Source organism: Rhizobium sp. Nf11,1 (assembly GCF_050587665.1).
Classification (GTDB): domain Bacteria; phylum Pseudomonadota; class Alphaproteobacteria; order Rhizobiales; family Rhizobiaceae; genus Rhizobium.
The window spans coordinates 142,627-160,248 of record NZ_JBOBHU010000013.1 but is presented as its reverse complement, the minus strand read 5'-3'; the positions used below and the strand labels follow the sequence as shown (position 1 = coordinate 160,248).

At 59.8% G+C, this 17,622-nt stretch carries 17 protein-coding genes and 1 pseudogene; 9 read left to right on the top strand and 9 right to left on the bottom strand.

Annotated elements, in window-relative coordinates; genetic code table 11:
• Positions 1–107: 107 nt before the first annotated feature.
• Positions 108–1,034, bottom strand: coding sequence for a cation diffusion facilitator family transporter (locus ACQ7C1_RS20170; protein WP_430959586.1), 927 nt, complete (start codon positions 1,032–1,034; stop codon positions 108–110).
• A 194-nt stretch (positions 1,035–1,228) separates the two neighbouring features.
• On the opposite strand from ACQ7C1_RS20170, the gene ACQ7C1_RS20165 reads away from it, so the two are divergent.
• Positions 1,229–2,596 carry an amino acid permease gene (locus ACQ7C1_RS20165; protein WP_221113380.1) on the top strand — a complete coding sequence of 456 codons (1,368 nt, stop codon included), beginning with the start codon at positions 1,229–1,231 and terminating at the stop codon, positions 2,594–2,596.
• 12 nt (positions 2,597–2,608) lie between these two features.
• On the opposite strand, the gene arcC is transcribed toward ACQ7C1_RS20165, so the two are convergent.
• The 5 genes from arcC to ACQ7C1_RS20140 all read right to left on the bottom strand — a co-directional run bounded on the left by arcC (position 2,609) and on the right by ACQ7C1_RS20140 (position 6,709).
• Entirely contained in the window at positions 2,609–3,547 is a 939-nt protein-coding gene (arcC, locus tag ACQ7C1_RS20160) for a carbamate kinase (protein ID WP_430959566.1), read from the bottom strand.
• A gap of 1 nt (position 3,548) precedes the next feature.
• Positions 3,549–4,553: an ornithine carbamoyltransferase gene (locus ACQ7C1_RS20155; protein ID WP_221113379.1), complete on the bottom strand. Its 1,005-nt coding sequence runs from the start codon at positions 4,551–4,553 to the stop codon at positions 3,549–3,551.
• 38 nt (positions 4,554–4,591) lie between these two features.
• Positions 4,592–5,821, bottom strand: a complete 1,230-nt coding sequence (gene arcA, locus ACQ7C1_RS20150; RefSeq protein WP_221113378.1) for an arginine deiminase — start codon at positions 5,819–5,821, stop codon at positions 4,592–4,594.
• 156 nt (positions 5,822–5,977) lie between these two features.
• Positions 5,978–6,187, bottom strand: coding sequence for a hypothetical protein (locus tag ACQ7C1_RS20145; RefSeq protein WP_097597041.1), 210 nt, complete (start codon positions 6,185–6,187; stop codon positions 5,978–5,980).
• A gap of 171 nt (positions 6,188–6,358) precedes the next feature.
• Positions 6,359–6,709: a hypothetical protein gene (locus ACQ7C1_RS20140; protein WP_097597040.1), complete on the bottom strand. Its 351-nt coding sequence runs from the start codon at positions 6,707–6,709 to the stop codon at positions 6,359–6,361.
• Positions 6,710–6,975: 266 nt separating this feature from the next.
• On the opposite strand from ACQ7C1_RS20140, the gene ACQ7C1_RS20135 reads away from it, so the two are divergent.
• The 4 genes from ACQ7C1_RS20135 (at position 6,976) to ACQ7C1_RS20120 (ending at position 10,076) form a co-directional block, all read left to right on the top strand.
• Positions 6,976–8,223: a sensor histidine kinase gene (locus tag ACQ7C1_RS20135; protein ID WP_221113377.1), complete on the top strand. Its 1,248-nt coding sequence runs from the start codon at positions 6,976–6,978 to the stop codon at positions 8,221–8,223.
• The gene (gene fixJ, locus ACQ7C1_RS20130) at positions 8,189–8,857 is read left to right on the top strand and encodes a response regulator FixJ (protein ID WP_430959565.1); all 669 of its coding nucleotides are present in this window, start codon (positions 8,189–8,191) and stop codon (positions 8,855–8,857) included. Before ACQ7C1_RS20135 ends, fixJ begins: the two co-directional genes overlap by 35 nt.
• A 121-nt stretch (positions 8,858–8,978) precedes the next feature.
• Complete coding sequence (locus ACQ7C1_RS20125) at positions 8,979–9,623, top strand: helix-turn-helix domain-containing protein (protein ID WP_430959564.1); 645 nt, start codon at positions 8,979–8,981, stop codon at positions 9,621–9,623.
• A gap of 108 nt (positions 9,624–9,731) precedes the next feature.
• Positions 9,732–10,076 carry a hypothetical protein gene (locus ACQ7C1_RS20120; RefSeq protein WP_430959563.1) on the top strand — a complete coding sequence of 115 codons (345 nt, stop codon included), beginning with the start codon at positions 9,732–9,734 and terminating at the stop codon, positions 10,074–10,076.
• Positions 10,077–10,272: 196 nt separating this feature from the next.
• Here ACQ7C1_RS20120 and ACQ7C1_RS20115 read toward each other — a convergent pair.
• The 3 genes and pseudogenes from ACQ7C1_RS20115 to ACQ7C1_RS20105 all read right to left on the bottom strand — a co-directional run.
• Positions 10,273–10,599: pseudogene (locus ACQ7C1_RS20115) on the bottom strand (calcium/proton exchanger); the annotation flags it as partial.
• A gap of 111 nt (positions 10,600–10,710) precedes the next feature.
• A complete protein-coding gene (locus ACQ7C1_RS20110; protein WP_430959562.1) occupies positions 10,711–11,172 on the bottom strand; it encodes a hypothetical protein in 462 nt (153 codons plus the stop codon).
• Between the two features lie 107 nt (positions 11,173–11,279).
• Positions 11,280–12,287: a LysR family transcriptional regulator gene (locus ACQ7C1_RS20105; protein WP_183699326.1), complete on the bottom strand. Its 1,008-nt coding sequence runs from the start codon at positions 12,285–12,287 to the stop codon at positions 11,280–11,282.
• Between the two features lie 271 nt (positions 12,288–12,558).
• Here ACQ7C1_RS20105 and chvE point away from each other — a divergent pair, with 271 nt between their 5' ends.
• The 4 genes from chvE to araD1 all read left to right on the top strand — a co-directional run bounded on the left by chvE (position 12,559) and on the right by araD1 (position 17,578).
• Positions 12,559–13,623, top strand: a complete 1,065-nt coding sequence (gene chvE / locus ACQ7C1_RS20100; RefSeq protein ID WP_085779018.1) for a multiple monosaccharide ABC transporter substrate-binding protein — start codon at positions 12,559–12,561, stop codon at positions 13,621–13,623.
• Positions 13,624–13,719: 96 nt separating this feature from the next.
• Entirely contained in the window at positions 13,720–15,258 is a 1,539-nt protein-coding gene (mmsA, locus tag ACQ7C1_RS20095; protein ID WP_085779017.1) for a multiple monosaccharide ABC transporter ATP-binding protein, read from the top strand.
• Positions 15,255–16,466: a multiple monosaccharide ABC transporter permease gene (gene mmsB, locus ACQ7C1_RS20090; RefSeq protein WP_085779016.1), complete on the top strand. Its 1,212-nt coding sequence runs from the start codon at positions 15,255–15,257 to the stop codon at positions 16,464–16,466. The genes mmsA and mmsB overlap by 4 nt, the downstream gene beginning before the upstream one ends.
• A gap of 116 nt (positions 16,467–16,582) precedes the next feature.
• Entirely contained in the window at positions 16,583–17,578 is a 996-nt protein-coding gene (araD1, locus tag ACQ7C1_RS20085; protein ID WP_430959561.1) for an AraD1 family protein, read from the top strand.
• Positions 17,579–17,622 lie beyond the last annotated feature (44 nt).

Here is a 17,622-nt window from a genome sequence, read left to right as displayed (position 1 = left end):
TCTCAGGTTGGAGGATCGTACATTACGGGTCGTGCAGCGTCCTTGATTGCAATCAAGGTGACCCGAAGCATTTCGACGTCGCCGGGGGAACTTGGATTTTGAATAGGCTATTCGGCCCACTCCGCATCGGCGGTGAAGGCGATCGTCAGCCAGCGATTGGCGCTTTCGTCGCCGATCGCGTCCCCTATCTCGTCGCGGAGCGCGTCCCACTCCTCCACGGTCTTTGCAGGAAGCCCTTGAGGGACGATGAAATACAGTTCGATCTGCATCGCGCGGCCGACCCGGGCAACATAGGAGCGGTGGTAGAGGAAGCCGAGGCGGCGGACCGTTTCCGAGGCGACACGATCGACGTGCTCCTGGAGGTCGACAGGGGCGATCAGCAGGATCTCCGTCAACGACCTCCAAACGACGCCAATCGGAAGCGGAATAATGATGAGGCAGACCAGCGCCAGAACCGCCGGGTCCATATAGCTAGCAAGCCAGGCAGCCGGGGTCGCCTGCACGGCCATGCCAATTAGGAATGCAATGAGCAGGGCAAGCGCAATGCCGCCCGACATGATCCAGGCCTTGATGTCGAGCGAGATGAAATCGGATTTGGTGTGGGCGTTCACTCTGACGCCGAGGAAGGCCATGGCGGCGCAAACGAGCAGGGTCGCCGCAGAATAGGCGATCGCCACGCCGAAGCGCAGTTCGTGACCGCCGTTTAAGATGCTGATGATCGCGCTGATCAGCGCATAGATGCCAACCGTCATCAACAGGCAGCCGTTGAGCATCAGCACGATGGGCTCGAGATGCCAGAATCCCATGGTGAAGCGGTTCCGGATTCTGCCGGATCGAGCGTCGCTCTGCGTCGACTTCAGGATCAGGCTGGAAACCCAGAGCGCCAGTCCGGTCATCGCCGCATCAGCCAGCGAATAAACGCCGTCGAAGGCGATCGAGAAGGAGCCGGAAAAAATGCCGAAGACGACGCCAAGCGTAGCGACCACGACGGTCGCTGCAATCGATGTCCGGAGAAACCCTTGCTCGCTCAGCATCGTCGACTTCACCTCCGCTCCGCCCCTCATCCGACGTGCTTTAGCAGCTTTATCTCGATGACGAAGGCTACACCAGCCCGCCAGACTACGCATTGATCCGGATTGCGGCAGCCGGTTTTTGCTACGACAATTACGGCTTGAAGGCGGTCCGCAGAGACATCGGCTCCGGGCAGCCGGCTCGCGGGGGGAAGCTCATGACAACGTCGCAAAATGGCAAGAGCCTCGGACTTGCTGCCTGCACCGCCATCGTGGTCGGCAATATGGTGGGCTCGGGCTTTTATCTTTCACCGGCCGCTGTCGCGCCCTACGGCAACCTTGCGATTATCGTCTGGATCATCATGGGCGCCGGCGCGATTTGCCTGGGCCTGACCTTCGCGCGCCTGGCGAGCCTCGTGCCCGCTGTCGGTGGCCCCTACGCTTATACACGGCTCGCCTATGGCGATTTCGCCGGCTTTCTGATCGCCTGGGGCTATTGGATCTCGATATGGACATCGCTGCCCGTTATCGCTATTGCCTTCGCCGGCGTGATGGTGGATCTCTTCCCTACCCTTGCCAATCGCTTCGCCGCGACCGTCCTGACGCTCGGCGTAATCTGGGCGATCGTGCTCGTCAATCTTCGCGGCGTTCACGCGGCCGGTGTCTTCGCGCAGGTCACGACTTACGCTAAACTGCTGCCCTTCGGCGCCGTTGCTATCATCGGCCTTCTCTACATCGATACCTCGCATTTCGCCGAATTCAATCCGAGCGGTCAGCCGTTGCTGCAGTCCTTTGCGACACTGGCGCCTCTCACCATGTTTGCCTATCTGGGGCTGGAATCAGCGACCGTTCCAGCCGGCGACGTGGAGAATGCGGAGCGGACAATCCCGCGATCGACCGTCCTCGGCATTTCCATCGCCGCTGCCCTTTATGTGCTTGGCACAATCGTGGTGATGGGCCTCGTGCCCCGTGAACAGCTTGTTCAGTCGGTTGCGCCATTTTCCCAGGCGGCTGGGATCATGTGGGGACGGCCCGGCGAACTGGCGATCTCGCTTGCGGTTCTGGTCTCCTCGATCGGCGCGCTCAACGGCTGGACCTTGCTGATGGGGCAGGTTCCGATGGCTGCTGCCCGAGACGGGCTGTTTCCGCCGCTGTTTGCCCGGCTCTCCCCACGAGGCGTGCCGGCGTGGGGCATGATCATCTCGGCCTCGTTCGCAACGCTCCTCGTGCTCGTCCAGGCGCTCGGTTCCGAAGGCTTTGCCGCCGTCTATCGGCTGATGGTCGGGCTGAGCACCATGGCCGCCGTCGTTCCCTATGCTTTCTGCGCGCTTGCCGGAAGCCTTGTCGCGGGCATGACTGATGGGCGAATGCCGCGAGTGAGCGTGATCGAACTCATCGCGTTCCTCTTTGCGATCTTTACCCTTTACGGCTCCGGCGCCGAACCGGTGCTCTACGGCCTCGTGCTGCTGATGCTCGGCATCCCCGTCTATGTCTGGCAAAGACGCAATGCGGCTGGCGCGACAGACAAGGAGACGGCAGCGAGCGCCGTAACGCAACCGCTGCCGTCTCAGGATAAGTTTGCCTGATCGACCAGGCCCTCAGGCATGCCAGCTCAGGGTGTCGAAACGCTCGTTGATGATCGTCCCGCGGTCGCCGCGCACCATCCCGGCGATTTCGGCAAGAGAGCCGATTGCGGCCGTCTTGCCGTTTGCCCGGGCAAAATGGCAGGCAGCATCGACCTTCGGGCCCATAGAGCCGGCCGGGAAGGAGAACTGGGCGAGATCGTCAGGACGAGCGCGGTGGATCGCCTTCTGGGACGGCTTGCCCCAATCGATGCACACTGCCTCGGCATCCGTCGCCATGATCAAAAGATCGGCCTGGAGTTCTCGCGCCAGCAGTTCCGAGCACAGATCCTTGTCGATCACGGCCTCGACGCCGATCAGTTTTCGATCAGCGCCCTTTTCGTACATCGTTGGAATTCCGCCGCCGCCTGCACAGATGACGATGGTGCGCTGCTCCAGAAGCCAGCGCACGGGCCGGGTCTCGAAGATGCGCTTCGGCGCCGGCGAGGCGACAACGCGACGCCATTTTTCGCCGTCCTGCTTGAACACCCAACCCTTCTCCGTGCGGATCCGATCCGCCTCGCCCTTGTCGTAGACCGGTCCGACGAACTTGGTAGGGTTCCGGAAACCGGGATCATCGGCGTCGACTTCCACCATTGTAAGAAGCGTTGCCAGAGGTTGCTCGAACGGCAGGAGATTGCCGAGTTCCTGTTCCAGCATATAGCCGATCATGCCCTCGGTCTCGGCGCCGAGAACATCGAGCGGATAGGCCTCCTCTGGTTTGTAGGCCGCCCCCTGGAGCGCAAGCAGCCCGACCTGAGGGCCATTGCCGTGGGTTACGACGATCTCGTGTTCGGCCGCCAAGGGCGCAATCGCCTCGGCGGCGATGCGCGCGTTCCGCCTCTGTGTATCGGCGGTCATCGCTTCCCCGCGCCGGAGAAGCGCATTGCCGCCAAGCGCAATGACCACACGCATGCTAGTCTCCCAGGGTTGCTACGAGCAGGGCCTTGATCGTGTGCAGGCGGTTTTCCGCCTGTTCGAAGGCGACATTGGCTTCGGATTCGAAGACGTCGTTGGTCACTTCAAGCCCGTTGTCCATGCCGTAATCTTCGGCGATCTGCTTGCCGAGCGTCGTCTCGGTGTCATGAAATGCCGGCAGGCAATGCATGAACTTGGTCTGCGGATTGCCGGTCGCCTTCATCAGGTCCTGATTGACCTGGTAGGGGGTGAGCAGCTTGATGCGTTCGCGCCAGACGTCCTTCGGCTCGCCCATCGAAACCCAGACATCCGTATGGATGAAATCCACGTCCTTGACGGCCTCTCGCGGATCTTCGGTGACCAGCAGCCGGGCACCCGAAGCCTGCTGCAAATCCCTGGCGATCTTCATGTATTCTTCCGAGGGCCACAGTGATCTCGGCCCGCAGATACGCACATCCATGCCGAGAAGGCAGCCGACGATCAGCAGCGAATGCCCCATATTCGAGCGCGTGTCGCCGACATATGCATATTTAATTTGCGCGATCGGCTTGTCGCTATGTTCGCGCATGGTCATGACGTCGGCGATCATCTGCGTCGGATGATATTCATCGGTCAGACCGTTATAGACGGGCACGCCGGCGTATTTTGCCAGCGTCTCCACGCCCTTCTGTGCGGAGCCACGATATTCGATCGCGTCATACATGCGCCCCAGCACCCGCGCCGTGTCCTTGAAGGATTCCTTGTGCCCGATCTGCGATCCCGATGGATCGAGATAGGTTACATTGGCGCCTTGGTCAGAGCAGGCGACTTCGAAGGCGCACCTCGTTCTTGTCGAGGTTTTTTCGAAGATCAGGCAGATTTCCTTGCCCTTCAGATGCTCCTGCTCGGTGCGGGCATATTTGGCCCGTTTCAGGTCGCGGGCGAGATCGAGGAGATAGCGGAATTCTCGCGGCGTATAGTCCTGCACGGTCAGAAGCGATCGATTGCGCAGATTGAAACTCATGGTCTTGCTCCGTCGGTCTGGTTCGTGGATGGAAACGGTCAGTAAGCGGGATCGCGCCAGATCGGGCACGTCATGCAGTGCCCGCCACCGCGACCGCGTCCGAGTTCGGAGCCGCGGATGGTGATGACCTCGACGCCCGCCTTGCGCAGCAGCGTATTCGTATAGGTGTTTCGGTCGTAGGCAACGACGACGCCGGGCTCGAGCGCCACGACATTGTTGCCGTCGTCCCATTGTTCGCGTTCGGCCTGGTAGGAGTTGCCTCCGGTCTCGACGGTGCGCAGCTTCGGCAGATCAAGCGCTTCGGCGACGACATCGAGCATCGGCGCATTTTCTGGATGGATCTCGAATGTGCCGTCGTCGTCCTTGGGATGCATGCTGTAGCAACGGATCTGATCGACGACCTCGGCAAACAGTGTGACGACGTCGCGGTCGCAGAAGCTGAAAACCGTGTCGAGATGCATTGCCGCGCGGCTCTTCGGCATCAGGCAGCCGATCACTCGCTTCGCCGCGTTGCTTCTGAAAAGGGCCTGAGCCACCTGGCCGACCGCCTGATAGGTGGTGCGCTCGCCCATGCCGATCAACACCGTGCCGTTCCCGATCGGCATGACGTCGCCGCCTTCCATCGAGGCATTGGCGAATTGATGATCGGCGTCACCCCACCAGATCTGGAAATCGCCGCCCTGGAAGATCGGATGAAACTTGTAGATGGCACGCTGAATCAGTGTCTCGGCGCGTCGCGCCGGCCAGAACATCGGGTTGCAGGTCACGCCGTTATAGATCCAGCAGGAGGGATCGCGCTGGAATAGTGTGTTGGGAATGGGCGGGATGACGAAATCGCTTTCCGGCAGGGCGCTGAGCATCAACGCCTTGGCCTTGACGTCAGGTAGGTCGGAGATCGCGATGCCACCGATCATGAAAGCGGCAAGTTGCGTAGCCGGCATTTCATCGAGCCACGGACGCATTGCTTCGGCAACCTGCGAGCCAAGCACATTCGGGGTGATGCGCCGGTCCAGGATGAAATCGCGCGCCTGCTTGTTGGCGAGGGCCTGACCGAGCAGATCGTGGAGTTCGAGGACCTCCACTCCTCTTTCCTGCATCTTCAGGACGAAATCATAATGGTCCTTCTGGGCCTCATGGACCCAGAGGACATCGTCAAAAAGCAGATCATGGCAGTTTGCAGGCGTCAGGCGCTGATGAGCCAAAGATGGTCGGCAGACCATGACGGTTCTCAGTTTTCCGACCTCAGAATGAACACCGAAACCACGCATGTGGTCCTCCTTCCAGCAACGGGGATAGCGGCCGCGCCGCCGGCTCTTTGAACAGCGTTAGATTATTTTGGCCGGTCCACTCATGTCATTGATTGCAGACAAGGTGCGGTGCAGCATTCGTGACTCCGGCCCTCAGCACCCGGAATATGCCGTCGCTCAGTGAAGATCGGACCCATCGTCTGGCCGTATCTGCCATGCGCGCCAATGGGTGGGATGAACGTCCAGGATCTCGCCCGTCAAGGCATTGGCCCATCCGCGCGCCAGGCGCTGGCATGGAAAAACCAGGGCGTGGATACCATCGCCGTCGATGACTGCGAGTTCGATATCCTCTTCGAATGGAGCTTCGACGACCAACCGCCACTTCACCGAACCCTCCCCGATGGTGCACGAGCGTCGACCGGATACGGGGCTGTTCTTAGGCAGGCCGGTCGCACGTCCAGCATTGGTTCCCCAGCCGGCGCTTTGCAGGCGGCGGCGCAACGACATCATTGTTCCGCCCTTCCGTTAGACGATGAGGCCCTGTGGCTTCGGCAACATTCACTCAATATAGAAGGTCAGGTTACCGTTACGGGCGCGCGTCACCCATTCTATTTGGTTGGGCGTCAGCTTCTTGGCCTTCAATTGCTGGACGAGCCAAGGGTTGGAACGGATAGCCGCCCGGATTTCCTTCACATGTTCTTCGCTGCCAGGCGAAGGCATGGCGCCCACTTCAACCGCCGTTCGAAAGCTGACGATTGAAAACCGCTTGTCATGATAGGTTTTGATGTGCCCCGGCAGGTTCTCGGCCCAGTTCATGCGCCGGTATTCCTTGCGGGTCTGCTGGGCGTCGACAGGCGCCGCAACCAGCGCGGCGGTCGAAATGGCAATAGCAAGGGCAATCTTCTTCATCTTCCTGCTCCTCAAGTGGCCGTGAGCCCATTTGCTGCCAGAGTAGCGGAAGAATAGACCCGCGGCATTGAGCCGGATCAATGGAGGGAGCGGAGGCAAAACACAAGGAAGACTAGGGTTTTCGACCAGCAATCGGCACGGGACACCCATAGAGGCTACGCGATACTACACCGTCCCATTTCCCAAAGGTGTTAATGTCTCAAGTCATTGTGAGAGGCTAAGCCCATCAAGGGCCGACTGGTCCTCAAAGGGCGGAGGGAACCATCATGTCTATCAAGATGGAGGCGCCGCATGTCGACGAATGCGATCGCGTTGACCCGGACGTCGCGGGACGAACCTCATTCATGGAAGCTCGGATGACAGGCCGCGACCGGCCGGGAAATTTGCGTGAGGACGACAGCGGACCGTCGGTGGACTGGATCCGGCAATTCTATGAACACCTCCCGGACGCTGTGTTCTTCATTACCGACCACCACCGGATTTCGGCCTGCAACAGGGCTGCCGTGGCGTTGTTCGGTTATGAGGAAGACGAATTGCTCGGTCAGGACATCGACTTCGTCTGGTATCCGACACCGGATGTTTCGTTGAAGGGACGCTGGGCGGACCGGGGCGTGGTGCGGTCCGGCGTGGCGATCACCAGGAGCGGCGCTCAATTTCCGACGGCCCTGACGATCATCAGGGAGCAGGACAGCAAAGGACACTTCTCTGCGGTGATCTTCGAGGACTTCCGCACCGAACGCGAGACTTTGCAGCGTGTCCAGGAGCTTCAGCGGGAGCTTGCCCGCATCGCCAGAATAGTTGCGCTCGGGGAAATGACATCGACCCTGGCTCATGAACTTGCCCAGCCGCTGGCGTCGATCGCCGCATACGCGCAAGGTTGCGGGCGGCTTCTGACCAAGGATCGTCGCGGCCATGGCGAAGACCTCCGTGAAGCCCTGTCCGAGATTACGCAGCACGCCCTGTGGGCGGGAAAGATCGTGCAGAACATCAGGGAATTCGCCAAGCGTGGCGCCGACGAGAGAAAGATCGAGGCGATGCACGCGCTTATTCATGAGGCGACGGCATTCGCGCTTGCCGGATCGCAGCGAAAAGGCCTTTGCGCCGAGTTTCAGCTCGAAGCGGAGCGGGACGCTGTGCTTGCCAACCGCGTCCAGATCGCGCAGGTGCTGACCAACCTTGTTCGCAATGCCGTGGAGGCTACCGACGCTATCGCGCAGCCGCATATTGCCATCCGAACCAGAACCGACGATTTATCCCGTCTCATTGTCGACGTAACCGACAATGGCTGCGGAATTGCGATCGACATCGAAGAGGCGCTGTTTCGTCCCTTCGTGACTAGCAAACCGCGTGGCCTCGGCATGGGCCTGGCATTGTCCAAGCGCATCATCGAGGCGCATGGCGGTCGCATAAGCGCGCGCAATCGAATGGATGGCGGTTCAATCCTTTCGTTTTCCCTTCCGCTGGTGGAGACAACAACCAATGGCAAACGACCTCACGATCCATCTCGTCGATGACGAGGAGTCGCTCAGGCGATCTTTGACGTTTCTGTTGGCCTCGGCAGGTTTCGCGGTTCGCACGCATAGCTCTGCCCAAGCCTTTCTGGAACTATTGCCGCTTTCGGGACGAAGCTGCCTCGTGACGGACCTGCGCATGCCCGATGTCGATGGCATCGAACTGCTCCAGCGTCTGCGCCGTTTCAGGCTGAACGTTCCGGTCATTGTCATTACCGGTCAGGGCGACATCGCCGCCGCCGTCCGGGCGATGAAGGCGGGCGCATCCGAATTCCTTGAAAAACCCGTCGGAGACGAGGCGCTTATAGCGGCGATCAACGCGGCGGTGGGACAGAGGCGCCCGGGCGGAGCCATCGCTGATTCCGAGAGCGTTGCAGCGCGTCTTCGCCAGCTCACGGAGCGCGAACACCAGGTTCTGACCGGTGTGCTTGATGGCCTGCAGAACAAGATGATCGCCTATCATCTTGGTATCAGCGCACGTACGGTCGAAGTCCACCGCGCCAACGTGATGGCCAAAATGGGCGCACGTAATCTGGCGGAACTCATGCGGATGGCCATCACACTGGACACGGCAGCACAGCCGGTCGAAACTGCCAAGGCCCTGTCCGATCATGGAGCTTGGACGCATGCCCGTTAGGCCCGTCACCGCCTCACACAACTCTCGGGGTCTGGCTTCAGTAGCGATACTTAAGGGGTGTCTCGAATATCGGGGCAAACGGCGATTGGTTATGTTGCCAGACGATTGGGGGGCGATGCATATGCTTCAACACCACGCGGCCATGAGGCAACCGGCAGTTCCTGGCCGTCACCCTGGAACTTCTGTCGCAACAACCAAGGATCAGTCGATCAGGCTGAAGGCCAACGAGACAATCTACAGCGAAGGCGAATATGCACTCGCAATCTATCAGGTCGAAACCGGCGCGGTGCGGATTTACCGCCTGACGTCCAGCGGACAGCGATATATCCTGTCATTCTGCGGCGAGGGCGAATGGTTCGGCCTTGAAAGCGGGAAAGTTCGCACCGACTTCGCGGAAGCCGTCTGCGATGCCTCCATCAGACCTTTTCGAACCAACCAGAACGCGGTCGTCCCTGTCGACCTTCTTCACATCGCCCTGACGAACCTCGCAAAGGCGCAGCACAAGCAGCTCGTCATCACTGAGCAAAGTGCGCTGAAGCGGGTCGCGGCTTTCGTTTGTGAAATGGCCGACCGTCATCCGAAAGATCTGGAATTCGACATGATGATGTCGCGCAGCGATGTCGCCGACTATCTCGGGCTGACAGTCGAGACGGTTGCCCGCTGCTTCACGAAACTCCGCGAAAAAGGCGTCCTTTGCCTGAAAGGCAAGCTGCAGCGTGTCGTTCGCCTTCTGGATCGTGATGCGCTCATCGCGCTCACCACCTGACGCATTTCGCCCGGACGTCGGGGGCGCTTCGGGAATAAGGTTATGCAGAAGCACGGAAGCAAAAGCCGCGATGGATTGAAGCTCGATCGTTCAAAGAGGGGTTGAACAATGAGATACTTATTCGGCCGGAGATCGAATGCCGCGGTCACTACATGCGTTGCGGGTCTGCTGTGGCTGGTGACCTTTCTACTCGTCGTACAGGCGCAGGACGATCTGGTTGAGCAATTTCCTTTGGTCATCCAGTGCAAGTACAATGAAACCTACCACACCTTCTACTTGTCACGCATCTCGCAGGATGGCGTTGCAACCTATCAGGCGTCCGAACGCATCGCCGGCACGATCACGCTTGACGGCAAGGCCAAGGCGATCGGCGGCGAAGGTGGAGGCACCTGCGTCGGCAAAACCTTGGCGGAGCTTCGCGCATCCCATCAAACATATGATCTGAAACGCTAGGCTATGGAGACATCCTTGATGGGCTTCGTCAGACTCCAGGAAAGGCCGATCCCTCGATAACCACGCTTCCCTGCAGATTGAACTGTGGAATGATTGGTTGGGCACCCGGCGCCGATCGGGTCCGAGCACGACAAGATTTTCCGCTTTCATCAGCTTCGTCAGCAGCTGGTCTGCTAAGCCTTTCGCAAAATTTAAGCCTTCGTGCACCGGAAAATGCCGAAGCCATTTCGGCTGCGCCGCCCACCAGTGCGACGACGATGAAACCGACGAAGGCAGGTGTCATTCCAAAAACCTTGGCAGCCTCCTGCACCGACTCGACGAAGATCTCGCTGACCAGCGCGACCAGTATCGTTACGCCGGCCAGCGTGGACAGCGCCAGCCCAATCGGCCACGGGGTTTCGTCGGTCGCGGCATGCTCGGCGGCAGCAAAAGACTCCCGATGCGTCTTGAGAGTCAACGGCAGCCCCAGCGCGTATCCGACGATAAGCAGGATCGCCAGGCCTAAGCTGAGCTTGTTAATCACTTCCGTAGCCGAGGTCGAATCCATTGACGCAACTGAAAAGCAGCCCATATAGCTGTCGCAAATCGACGGCTCCTCAAAGCCCGGAAAATTTGCCTGCATGGGAGACAGTTTTCAGCTACGCGGCAGGCGGCGCAGCGCCTCGTCGATCAGCAGATTGGCGACCATCATGCGCCTGTTGGCATTGTCGCGGAAAGGTGCCGCGACACCATCAGGATGATTGGCCTTGGCAAAGGCGCGCCGCTTCTCGTTCAGCGTCTGTTGGGTATCGGCGGCAGCGATCGCCAGTTCGATGGCGATCTCTTCGGGGGCAATGCGGGCGAGATGGTTCGGCATGACGGGCTCCGGCTGCGGTGGGGGAGCCTCCTCGGCCGCAGGCCCGCCGCCCAGATTATCGAAATAGGCTTCGCCAATCCGCTGCGAGGCGACCGAGATGCCTTGCATGACATCGAATGCGAGGCCGGTGGCAAGCCCGGATACGCGGTGGGCAGCCGGCGCTTGCGTCTCTTCGGGCGGTTCTTCTTCCGCCCTCAGCCGCTCGAGCACTGATTGAAATACCGATTGTCCGAACAGCATGCGCCTTCCTCTCGAAGACATTAGATCCTGGCAAGATGGCGCAGGGCTTGCCGGGTTTAAATCGGTGGAGCATCTGTCGTCCGAGAACTGCGGCCCGGCGCCGGGATCTAACCGCCCTGCTTGCGGCTCTCCTCGATGATGATGTTATAGAGCAGCTTGGCGCTCGGCGGCAGGGCCCGTTCTCTCGCGGTGATCAGGCTGTAGGGCTTGACGTTGATGTCGAAATCGATCGGCAGCATGCGCACATCGGACGCCCTCGCGCCTTGGCTTGCGAGGAAATGGGCGACGTCGACGGCGACGGGGGCGATCGCATCGGTTTCGCAGACGATGGCGCAGGTGAGCAACAGCGACGAGGTGTTGACGATGTTCTCCGGCAGCGCCACATCGTGTGACAGGAAGATGTCCTCGATCGTGCGGCGCAGCAGAGTGCCCGGCGGCTGGAACACCCAGTCGTAATCCCGGACATCGATAAGGCTGCTCGTCTTCTTCCTTTTCAAGAGCGGATGGCGGTTGCGCACGATCAGGCAGGCCCGTTCGATGCCGATCTCTTTCACCTCGAACAGGCGCGGGTTGAGGTCGTCGGGAATGCGGCCGATGATGAAGTCGTGGCGGGCGGCAAGCAACTCGCGGGCGAGCACGTTGCTCGTCTCCACCTGGATGTTGATCTCGATTCCAGGATAGGCCTTGCGCACCCTGTCGATCGCCGGCACGACGAGGCTCATGGCCGGCGCCGTCACCGCGCCGATGAAGACCGAGCCGCCCTTGCCGCTCTTCAATTCGCCGATCTCGCGGCTCGCCTCGCGCAACTCCAGAAGGATCTTGCGGGCGCGTCTGGCAAGCGCCGCGCCGAAGGTCGTCAGCACCACGCCGCGGGCTACGCGCTCATAGAGCGATGTCTTGGTAATCGCCTCCATTTCCGACAGCATGCGCGATGCGGCGGGCTGTGAGATGTTGAGAACTTCTGCGGCTGCGGAAATCTGTCCACTATCTTCGATTGCGACGATAACGCGCAGGTGATTCAGCTTAAGTCCCGAACGGAGAAAGCTGTCGTCGCCAAAATTGTCGCTGTGGATATCGACGTGATCCATCAAAACGGGCTCTGAAACGATCGTCATGGTTGCAGCCTCCCCACTGCGCTCCATCAAAAGTAATACTTTTTAACGATATACCAAAATTGTTATGCACATTACCACTTATTCTATTTGACAGTTATAGGAATCCATACCAGTTTGCCGCCGTGTGCTGGTTGGCACTCAACACGTGTGAGATCGTGGAGGAGACCTACTTCGTTTCTCACCATCTGAAGTAACTATCCAATACGGAACCTGCCACAGTTTCGGGGCGGGCGATTTTTCGTCCGCTGCTCTATTAACAAGGGAGAGAGAAATGAAATCCATTATCTCATTGATGGCTGCGGCTGCCTTCGGCGTCGCTTCATTCGTTGCACCGGCGATGGCCGCGGACAAGGGCACCGTCGGCATTGCAATGCCGACCAAGGCTTCGGCTCGCTGGATCGACGACGGCAACAACATTGTCAAGCAGCTGCAGGCCGCCGGTTACGGCACCGACCTGCAGTATGGCGACGATGACATTCCGAACCAGTTGTCGCAGATCGAAAACATGGTGACCAAGGGCGTCAAGGTTCTCGTTATCGCTTCGATCGACGGCACGACGCTGTCCGACGTTCTCCAGAAGGCCCATGATGCCGGCATCAAGGTCATTGCTTATGACCGCCTGATCCGCGATTCGGCAAACGTCGACTACTACGCCACCTTCGACAACTTCCAGGTCGGCGTTCTTCAGGCCAACTCCATCGTTGACGGTCTCGGCCTCAAGGACGGCAAGGGCCCGTTCAACATCGAACTCTTCGGCGGTTCGCCGGATGATAACAACGCCTTCTTCTTCTATGATGGCGCCATGTCCGTCCTGCAGCCCTACATCGACTCGGGCAAGCTCGTCGTGAAGTCCGGCCAGACCGGCATGGACAAGGTCGGCACGCTGCGTTGGGATCCGGCAACGGCCCAGGCCCGCATGGACAACCTGCTCTCGGCCAACTACACCGACGCCAAGGTCGACGCCGTCCTGTCTCCCTATGACGGCCTCTCGATTGGCATCATCTCCTCGCTGAAGGGCGTTGGTTACGGCACTGCCAGCCAGCCGCTGCCGATCGTCACCGGCCAGGACGCTGAAATCCCGTCGGTCAAGTCGATCATCGCTGGCGAACAGTACTCGACGATCTTCAAGGACACTCGCGAACTCGCCAAGGTCACGGTTTCCATGGTCGATGCCGTCATGTCCGGCAAGGAGCCCGAGGTCAACGACACCAAGACCTACGACAACGGCGTCAAGGTCGTACCGTCCTATCTGCTGAAGCCGGTTGCCGTCGACAAGACCAACTACAAGCAGGTCCTGATCGACAGCGGTTACTACACCGAAGACAAGCTGAAGTAAGTTAAGCTGGAGGCCGGAGCCTGCGCTTGCGGGTTCCGGCCTTCGATTTTATGATTACCCACCCATTGACGGGCTGGGGACGCTGGAAATTTGACTATGGACAATACCATCCTCGAAATGCGGAGCATCACCAAGACGTTCCCGGGCGTCAAGGCGCTGGAGAACGTGAACCTCAAGGTTCGCAAGGGTGAAATTCACGCATTGGTAGGCGAAAACGGGGCCGGCAAATCGACCCTGATGAAAGTGCTATCGGGTGTTTATCCCACCGGAAGTTATGACGGCGATATCGTCTATGAAGGCGAGACGCGCCACTTCAAGGCGCTGAGGGACTCCGAAGAAATCGGCATCGTCATCATCCACCAGGAACTGGCGCTCGTGCCGTTGCTGTCGATCGGCGAAAACATCTTCCTGGGCAACGAGAATGCCAAGAATGGCGTCATCAGCTGGGATGAGACCTTCAACCGTACCAAGCAGTTGCTCAAGAAGGTCGGCCTGTCCGAATCTCCGAACACGCTGGTGACCGACATCGGTGTCGGCAAGCAGCAGCTCGTCGAGATCGCCAAGGCGCTGTCGAAGAGCGTCAAGCTGCTCATCCTCGACGAGCCGACGGCCTCGCTCAACGAAAGCGATTCCGATGCGCTGCTCATGCTGCTGATGGAGTTCCGCAAGCAGGGCATCACCTCGATCATCATTTCCCACAAGCTGAACGAAATCCGCAAGGTTGCCGACCAGATCACCGTCCTGCGCGACGGCATGACCGTCAAGACGCTCGACTGTCACGCCGACGAGATCAGCGAAGACATTATCATCCGCAACATGGTCGGCCGCGATCTCGAAGACCGCTATCCCCCCCGTTCGGTGCCGATCGGCGAAACCATTCTCGAAGTGAAGAACTGGAACGCCTATCACCAGCAGCACCGCGACCGTCAGGTCCTGCACAATATCAACATTACCGTCCGCAAGGGCGAGGTCGTCGGTATCGCCGGGCTGATGGGGGCAGGGCGCACCGAATTCGCCATGAGCCTGTTCGGCAAGTCCTATGGCCACAAGATCTCGGGCGAAGCATTGATGCACGGCAAGCCGGTCGATGTCAGCACCGTGCGCAAGGCGATCGACGCCGGTCTCGCCTATGTCACCGAAGACCGCAAGCAACTCGGCCTGGTGCTCAACGACACGATCCTGCACAATACGACCCTCGTCAATCTGAAGGCTGTGTCCAATGCCTCGGTCATCGACAGCGTCAAGGAATCGCGCGTTGCGGCCGACTATCGGTCGAAGCTGCGCATACGCTCCTCCAGCATATTCCAGGAGACGGTCAATCTTTCCGGCGGCAACCAGCAGAAGGTGGTGCTGTCGAAGTGGCTGTTCTCCGGCCCCGATGTCCTGATCCTGGACGAGCCGACGCGCGGCATCGATGTCGGCGCGAAATACGAAATCTATACTATCATCAACCAGCTTGCCGCCGATGGGAAAGGCGTTCTGATGATCTCGTCGGAAATGCCCGAACTGCTTGGCACTTGTGACCGCATCTACGTGATGAACGAAGGACGCATCGTCGCTGAACTGCCGAAGGGAGAAGCAAGCCAGGAAACCATCATGCGCGCTATCATGCGCTCAGGGGAGAAGAAACAATGACGCCGATCAATCAACCCATCGCTGAGCAGGGGCGTGTCGTCTCGATCGGGGACTACATTCGCGGCAACATCCGCGAATACGGCATGTTCATCGCACTCATCGCGATCATGGTGTTCTTCCAGTTCTCGACCGGCGGCGTTCTCTTCAGGCCGCTCAACCTGACCAACATCATCCTGCAGAACTCGTTCATCGTCATCATGGCGCTCGGCATGCTGCTCGTCATCGTCGCCGGCCATATCGATCTGTCGGTCGGCTCCGTCGTCGGCTTCATCGGCGCCATCGCCGGCGTGATGACGGTGCAGTGGCACATGAATTATGTCCTGGCAGGCGTCGTCTGCCTGGCGCTCGGCGCGCTGGTCGGCGGTCTGCAGGGCTATTTCGTCGCCTATCACAAGATCCCGTCCTTCATCGTCACACTCGCCGGCATGCTGGTTTTCCGCGGTCTGACGCTGTTCGTGATGACGGCATCGGGCACCGGCACCAGCATCGGTCCGTTCCCGCCGGAGTTCCAGCTGATCAGCATCGGCTTCCTGCCCAACCTCTTCGATATGGGCGGCATCAACTCGACCTCGATCATCCTGACCGTCGTCGGCGCCGTCACCCTGTTCTACTTGGCCTGGCGCAAGCGCCTGTCGAACGAGAAGCACGGCAATGACGTCGAGCCGATGGGCTTCTTCCTCGCCCAGAACATTATTGTCTCGCTCGCTATCCTGGGGCTCGGCTACCAACTGTCGATCTATCGCGGCTTCCCGAACGTGCTGGTCGTCATGCTCGTTCTCGTCGCCGCCTATGCCTTCATTACCCGCCGTACGACGATCGGCCGCCGCATCTACGCCATGGGCGGCAACGAGAAGGCGACGAAGCTTTCCGGTATCAATACCGAGCGGCTGACCTTCCTGACCTTCGCCAATATGGGCCTGCTTGCCGGTCTTGCCGGCCTCATCGTAGCGCTGCGCCTCAACTCGGCGACGGCCAAGGGCGGTTTCGGTCTCGAACTCGACGTCATCGCCGCCTGCTTCATCGGCGGCGCATCGGCCCAGGGCGGCGTCGGCAAGGTGACGGGTGCGGTGATCGGCGCGCTTATCATGGGTATCATGAACAACGGCATGTCGATCCACGGTCTCGGCACCGACTCGCAGCAGATGGTCAAGGGTGCGGTGCTTCTCGCCGCCGTGTTCTTCGACGTCTACAACAAGAACAAGGGCTGAGCGCCTAAGCGCAGCCCAGGCATTCGCAGTCATATGAATGATGGATTCCGGCTCCTGTGGGAGCCGGACAGGCGGAGCTTTTTCTGAGACTCGCCGAAACGAGAAGGATTGAAGTCGTGCTTATTTCCCAGATCAAGGGTGCCAACGGAGAGATCGTCGTCGCCGTGCGCGAGCAGGGCGGCGCGGCAAGGTCGGTCAAGAATGCCGGCAGTGTCTATGCGCTGGCGATGGAAGCTGCCGACGGCGGCAAGTCGCTTGCCACGATTATCGAGGCCCACGGTTACGGCGATGCCGTCGATCTCGAAAAGGCCTATGCGGAAGGCCGCTTCCTGCCGCCGATCACCCATCCCGACGCCGCCCACCTGCATCTGACCGGCACTGGCCTGACCCATCTCGGCTCCGCCGCTACCCGCGATTCGATGCACAAAAAGACCAGCGAGGCGGCCGAGGAAACGCTGACCGACTCGATGAAGATGTTCAAGATGGGCCTAGAGAACGGCAAGCCGAAATCCGGTGAAAAAGGCGTGCAGCCCGAATGGTTCTACAAGGGCAACGGCTATGGCACGGCTGCCCCCGGCGCTCCACTCGTCTCGCCCTCCTTCGCGCTCGATGGCGGCGAAGAGCCTGAAATGGCCGGCATTTACGTCATCGCCAAGGACGGCTCGCCGTTCCGCATCGGCTTTGCCCTGTCGAACGAGTTTTCGGACCACGTCACCGAACGGATGAACTATCTCTATCTGGCCCACTCCAAACTGCGCCCGGCAGCCTATGGTCCGGAAATCCGCATCGGCGCCGCACCCGACGATATCCGCGGCACTTCGCGCATCAAGCGCGGCGACAAGGTGATCTTCGAAAAGCCCTTCCTGTCGGGCGAGGCGAACATGTCGCACACCTTCGCGAACCTCGAATATCACCATTTCAAATATGGCCTCTTCCGTGTTCCCGGCGATGTCCATGTCCATATGTTCGGCACGGCGACCCTGTCCTTTGCCGACGGCATCAAGACGGAAGAGGGCGACGTCTTCGAGATCGAAGTCGCCGAATTCGGCCTGCCGCTCAGGAATCCGCTGAAGGTGGCGGCCGAAGAAGAGATCGCCGTCAAGCAGCTCTGATTTTTGAGATCCGGCTGCCTGGTGGCCGGATCGTGATGTAAACG

Bases quoted from the DNA above. Each gene is read 5' to 3' on its own strand.
- ACQ7C1_RS20165 (WP_221113380.1), top strand. From the start codon at position 1,229: ATGACAACGTCGCAAAATGGCAAGAGCCTCGGACTTGCTGCCTGCACC.
- fixJ (WP_430959565.1), top strand. From the start codon at position 8,189: ATGGCAAACGACCTCACGATCCATCTCGTCGATGACGAGGAGTCGCTC.
- arcA (WP_221113378.1), bottom strand. From the start codon at position 5,821: ATGCGTGGTTTCGGTGTTCATTCTGAGGTCGGAAAACTGAGAACCGTC.
- chvE (WP_085779018.1), top strand. From the start codon at position 12,559: ATGAAATCCATTATCTCATTGATGGCTGCGGCTGCCTTCGGCGTCGCT.
- mmsA (WP_085779017.1), top strand. From the start codon at position 13,720: ATGGACAATACCATCCTCGAAATGCGGAGCATCACCAAGACGTTCCCG.
- mmsB (WP_085779016.1), top strand. From the start codon at position 15,255: ATGACGCCGATCAATCAACCCATCGCTGAGCAGGGGCGTGTCGTCTCG.
- ACQ7C1_RS20110 (WP_430959562.1), bottom strand. From the start codon at position 11,172: ATGCTGTTCGGACAATCGGTATTTCAATCAGTGCTCGAGCGGCTGAGG.
- ACQ7C1_RS20140 (WP_097597040.1), bottom strand. From the start codon at position 6,709: ATGAAGAAGATTGCCCTTGCTATTGCCATTTCGACCGCCGCGCTGGTT.
- ACQ7C1_RS20105 (WP_183699326.1), bottom strand. From the start codon at position 12,287: ATGACGATCGTTTCAGAGCCCGTTTTGATGGATCACGTCGATATCCAC.
- ACQ7C1_RS20155 (WP_221113379.1), bottom strand. From the start codon at position 4,553: ATGAGTTTCAATCTGCGCAATCGATCGCTTCTGACCGTGCAGGACTAT.
- ACQ7C1_RS20135 (WP_221113377.1), top strand. From the start codon at position 6,976: ATGTCTATCAAGATGGAGGCGCCGCATGTCGACGAATGCGATCGCGTT.
- ACQ7C1_RS20125 (WP_430959564.1), top strand. From the start codon at position 8,979: ATGCTTCAACACCACGCGGCCATGAGGCAACCGGCAGTTCCTGGCCGT.
- ACQ7C1_RS20120 (WP_430959563.1), top strand. From the start codon at position 9,732: ATGAGATACTTATTCGGCCGGAGATCGAATGCCGCGGTCACTACATGC.
- ACQ7C1_RS20170 (WP_430959586.1), bottom strand. From the start codon at position 1,034: ATGCTGAGCGAGCAAGGGTTTCTCCGGACATCGATTGCAGCGACCGTC.
- arcC (WP_430959566.1), bottom strand. From the start codon at position 3,547: ATGCGTGTGGTCATTGCGCTTGGCGGCAATGCGCTTCTCCGGCGCGGG.